Origin of the sequence: Actinocrinis sp. (genome assembly GCF_035605935.1) — a bacterium.
Classification (GTDB): domain Bacteria; phylum Actinomycetota; class Actinomycetes; order Streptomycetales; family Catenulisporaceae; genus Actinocrinis.
The window spans coordinates 1-3,539 of record NZ_DATNGK010000170.1 but is presented as its reverse complement, the minus strand read 5'-3'; the positions used below and the strand labels follow the sequence as shown (position 1 = coordinate 3,539).

3 protein-coding genes and 2 pseudogenes are annotated in these 3,539 nt (G+C 68.0%); 4 read left to right on the top strand and 1 reads right to left on the bottom strand.

The features are described 5' to 3' along the window. The 4 genes and pseudogenes from VN779_RS14105 to pspM form a co-directional block, all read left to right on the top strand. Positions 1–220: pseudogene (locus VN779_RS14105) on the top strand (MarR family transcriptional regulator); the annotation flags it as partial. Positions 221–408: 188 nt separating this feature from the next. Continuing rightward, positions 409–1,581 carry an acyl-CoA dehydrogenase family protein gene (locus VN779_RS14100; RefSeq protein WP_349260789.1) on the top strand — a complete coding sequence of 391 codons (1,173 nt, stop codon included), beginning with the start codon at positions 409–411 and terminating at the stop codon, positions 1,579–1,581. Between the two features lie 83 nt (positions 1,582–1,664). After that, the gene (locus VN779_RS14095) at positions 1,665–2,462 is read left to right on the top strand and encodes a DUF2127 domain-containing protein (RefSeq protein ID WP_325723314.1); all 798 of its coding nucleotides are present in this window, start codon (positions 1,665–1,667) and stop codon (positions 2,460–2,462) included. 7 nt (positions 2,463–2,469) lie between these two features. Next, the gene (pspM, locus tag VN779_RS14090) at positions 2,470–3,219 is read left to right on the top strand and encodes a phage shock envelope stress response protein PspM (protein ID WP_325723312.1); all 750 of its coding nucleotides are present in this window, start codon (positions 2,470–2,472) and stop codon (positions 3,217–3,219) included. A gap of 22 nt (positions 3,220–3,241) precedes the next feature. Here pspM and VN779_RS14085 read toward each other — a convergent pair. Beyond that, positions 3,242–3,539: pseudogene (locus VN779_RS14085) on the bottom strand (methylmalonyl Co-A mutase-associated GTPase MeaB); the annotation flags it as partial.

The window sequence follows — 3,539 nt, the reverse complement described above, 5'->3', positions numbered from 1 at the left end:
CTACGTCTTCGGGAATGACAGCTGGTATGAAATGGTCGCGCGGCGAGAGCAAGTACTCGACAAGTGGATCGCGACGACCAGGGCCGGAGTCGAAGCAGTCGGGCCAACGTCCGACGCGGGACGGAGGCTGTCGGAGTCACTCGCGTTCTTCGAATTCCTGCAGACCGAGATGCCGGCGCTCCTCGCCCGCTGGCGCGCCCAACAGGCCCGAGCCGGTTAGCTGTCCCCGCAAACAACTGAAGGTTGATCACGAGCGAACGCCATCGCCACCCCACAAACCACTCCACGAAACCACCCCACGAAATCGCTGCGCGATTTCGCAGGGACCCCGGATCGCTCGCGCGATTTCGCGGGGACCCCGCCCTCGGGCCGTACGATCCTCGCGATGCTCGCGGAGGACGGCTCCTCATGACTGATGCGCTGGATCGCTTGGACCTGCTCGGCCTCGATGCCGATCTGTCCGACGACAATCGGCTGCTCCGTGACACGGTGCGCAAGTTCGCCGACGACCGGCTCCGGCCGAACATCCGGGACTGGTACGAGGCTGGCACCCTGCCCGCACGAGAGCTGGCCCGCGACTTCGGCGAGCTCGGCGTTCTTGGCATGCACCTGTCCGGCTACGGCTGCCAAGGCTCGACGGCGGCCCAATACGGGCTGGTCTGCGCGGAAGTCGAGGCCGTGGACAGCGGGCTGCGGTCGCTGATCAGCGTGCAGGGCTCGCTCGCCATGTATGCGATCTACGCCTACGGCAGCGAGGAACAAAAACAGCGCTGGCTGCCCCACATGGCTGCGGGCGAAGCAATTGGGTGCTTCGGCCTGACTGAGGCCGACTCCGGATCCGATCCCGGCTCGATGCGCACCCGCGCAGTGCGTGACGGGTCGGACTGGGTGCTCAACGGCTCGAAGATGTGGATCACCAACGGTTCGGTCGCCGACATCGCCGTGGTGTGGGCCCGAACCGACGACGGTATTCGCGGCTTCCTCGTCGAACCGGGGACGCCTGGCTTCGACGTTGCGGACGTGCATCACAAGCTCTCGCTGCGGGCGTCGGTGACGAGCTCACTGCATTTCAACGAGGTCCGGCTACCGGCTGACGCGCAGCTGCCGGAAGCAGCCGGACTTCGGGCGCCACTAGGTTGCCTGTCCGAGGCGCGCTTCGGCATCGTGTGCGGGGTAACCGGCGCCGCGCGCGACGCGTTGGCCGCCACGCTCGACTACGCCGGAACCCGGACCCAGTTCGGGCGGCCCATCGCAGGCTTTCAGTTGACGCAACGCAAGCTCGCCGAGCTCGCCGTGTCGTTGAACCAGGCCGAGCTCACCGCGCGGCGACTGGCCGAGCTGAAGGATGCCGGGCGCCTTACGTCGCAGCAGGTGAGTTTCGGCAAGTTCGCTAACGTCCGGGCGGCATTGGAGATCTGCCGGGAGGCGCGCAGCATCCTGGGCGGGAGCGGCATCACGACGGAATACCCGGTACTCCGGCATGCCCTTAACCTCGAGACCGTGTACACCTACGAAGGCACGCACGAGGTGCACACGCTCGTTCTGGGGCAGGCGCTCACGGGCATAGACGCCTTCCGCTGACCCCGACGCGTTCTGCTGACCCGCCGAGCCGAACAGAACGCAGACCGGCCTCCTGACCTGAGCTAACCCATAGGCTGGCCGGAGTGGATTGGAACCTGCGGACGTGCTCGCGCAAGGGTCACGTGACCTACGCGCCAGACGAACCACCTCTGCGGGCCAGGCTCGAAGCGAGCACACCGTTGGGCGAGGCGTGGCGGTGCCTGCGCTGCGGTACTTACGTCCTCGGCCCACCGGATGGCAGCGGTCCGGCCGACCACGCTCCGATGCTGCTTCGCGGCAAGGCGTTGCGCTCCGCGTTCATCCTGCGCCTGCTGGCCGTCGAACGATGGGTTCGCGGCACCATCATCCTCCTGCTTGGCATCGCTGTTCTACGAGTGGAAAGCAGTCAAGTCAGCATCAAAGACCTCGTCAACCAGGACCTGCGAGCGCTGAAGCCGTTCTTCGACCAGATCAAATTCAACGTGTCGGACTCCGGCTTGGTGCGGGCAGTCGAGAACGCGCTCAATGCGAGCCCGACCACACTGGACCTCGTCGCCGCTTTCTTGATCTTTTACGGAGTCTTGCAACTGTTCGAGGGGGTCGGTCTGTGGCTGCTCAAGCGGTGGGGTGAATATTTCGCCGTTGTCGCCACGTCATTGTTCATCCCTCTCGAGGTGTACGAACTTACCGAGAAGATCACCTGGTTGCGCGTCGTCGCATTGATCGTCAACGTCGCGGCAGTGGTGTATCTGCTGGTGTCAAAGCGCCTGTTCGGGATTCGCGGCGGTCACGCGGCGTACGAGCGCGCGCAACGGCAAGCGTCGCTGCTGGAGGTCGAGGAGTCGGCCGAGGCCATCGGTCAATCGACCACCCGTGGTAAGACGGCCGGCGCTCAGGCATGATCGGACGGTGGCTCGCAAGCCGGTCCGTGCGACGGTGACCCGACAGCGGGCGGTCGACCTGGCCGCCGGCGCTCGGGTGAGCTTGGCCCGGATGCGGGACCCCGGGTTACGGCTGCGGCGCCGGCAGCGTCGAGCAAGATGGGGCGTGGCCTTGCGCGCGGTTCCGACCGCGGTGCTGGGCGGTCTCGCCGCTCAGGCCATCGTGACCGGCGATCCGATCGCAGGAGCCTGTCTGGCCGCGGTGTCAGCTGGGGGCGCCTGGGTCACCGCGACGGCCTCCCGCCACGCCTGGCACGTGCACCAACTGCCGATTCCGGCGCCGCGACCGATGCGTCCGCCGCGCGGCTCAGCCGCCCGGCCGGCTATCGATCGACTGGATGCCGACGAGGTCGCGCTCAGACAGCTTCTCGGATTGCTCGGCGAGCCGGCCGCGTACACGGCTGTCGCCGCGGCCGACGCCGCGAACGCCCTGCGACAGTGCGCCGCTCGGGTCGTCGCGATCGAAGCGGCGTCGGCGCGGACGAGCCGCGCCGGCCGGCGGAGCGACCCGGCGGTCGCCGCCCTCGTCACCCGACTCGACGCCGGTGTCGCTGCCCATGGACGGCTCGTGCTGACGGCCGCCGACGCGGTAGCGGCCAGCTCCGGGGTAGCGGACACCTGGGCGCTGGACCGCATCGAAGACGAGACCGATCGCCTGCGCGGCCTGACGCTCGGCCTGACCGAGCTTGATCCCGGCGCTGGCCGTAGGCGCCGATAGAGACCGCGCGAGCGCCGTGCCGCTACTTCGCGAGCGCCGCGACCAGATCGGATGCCGCTGTGTACGGGTCCGTCTCCCCAGCCACCACCCGGGCGGCCGACGCCGACAAGGCCGCCGAGCCGTGTACCGCAGTGATCCGATCCCGGAGGTGAGCGACGGCGATCGCCTCGATCTCCGCCGCCGCCCGCGCGATTCGACGCCGGTCAAGTTCCCCGTGCCGAATCATCCACTCCCGGTGCTTCTCGAGGGCGGCGCGAAGCTCGCTGATGCCCTCTCCCCGCGACGCCACGGTCTTGACGATGGATGGCCGCCACGCACCC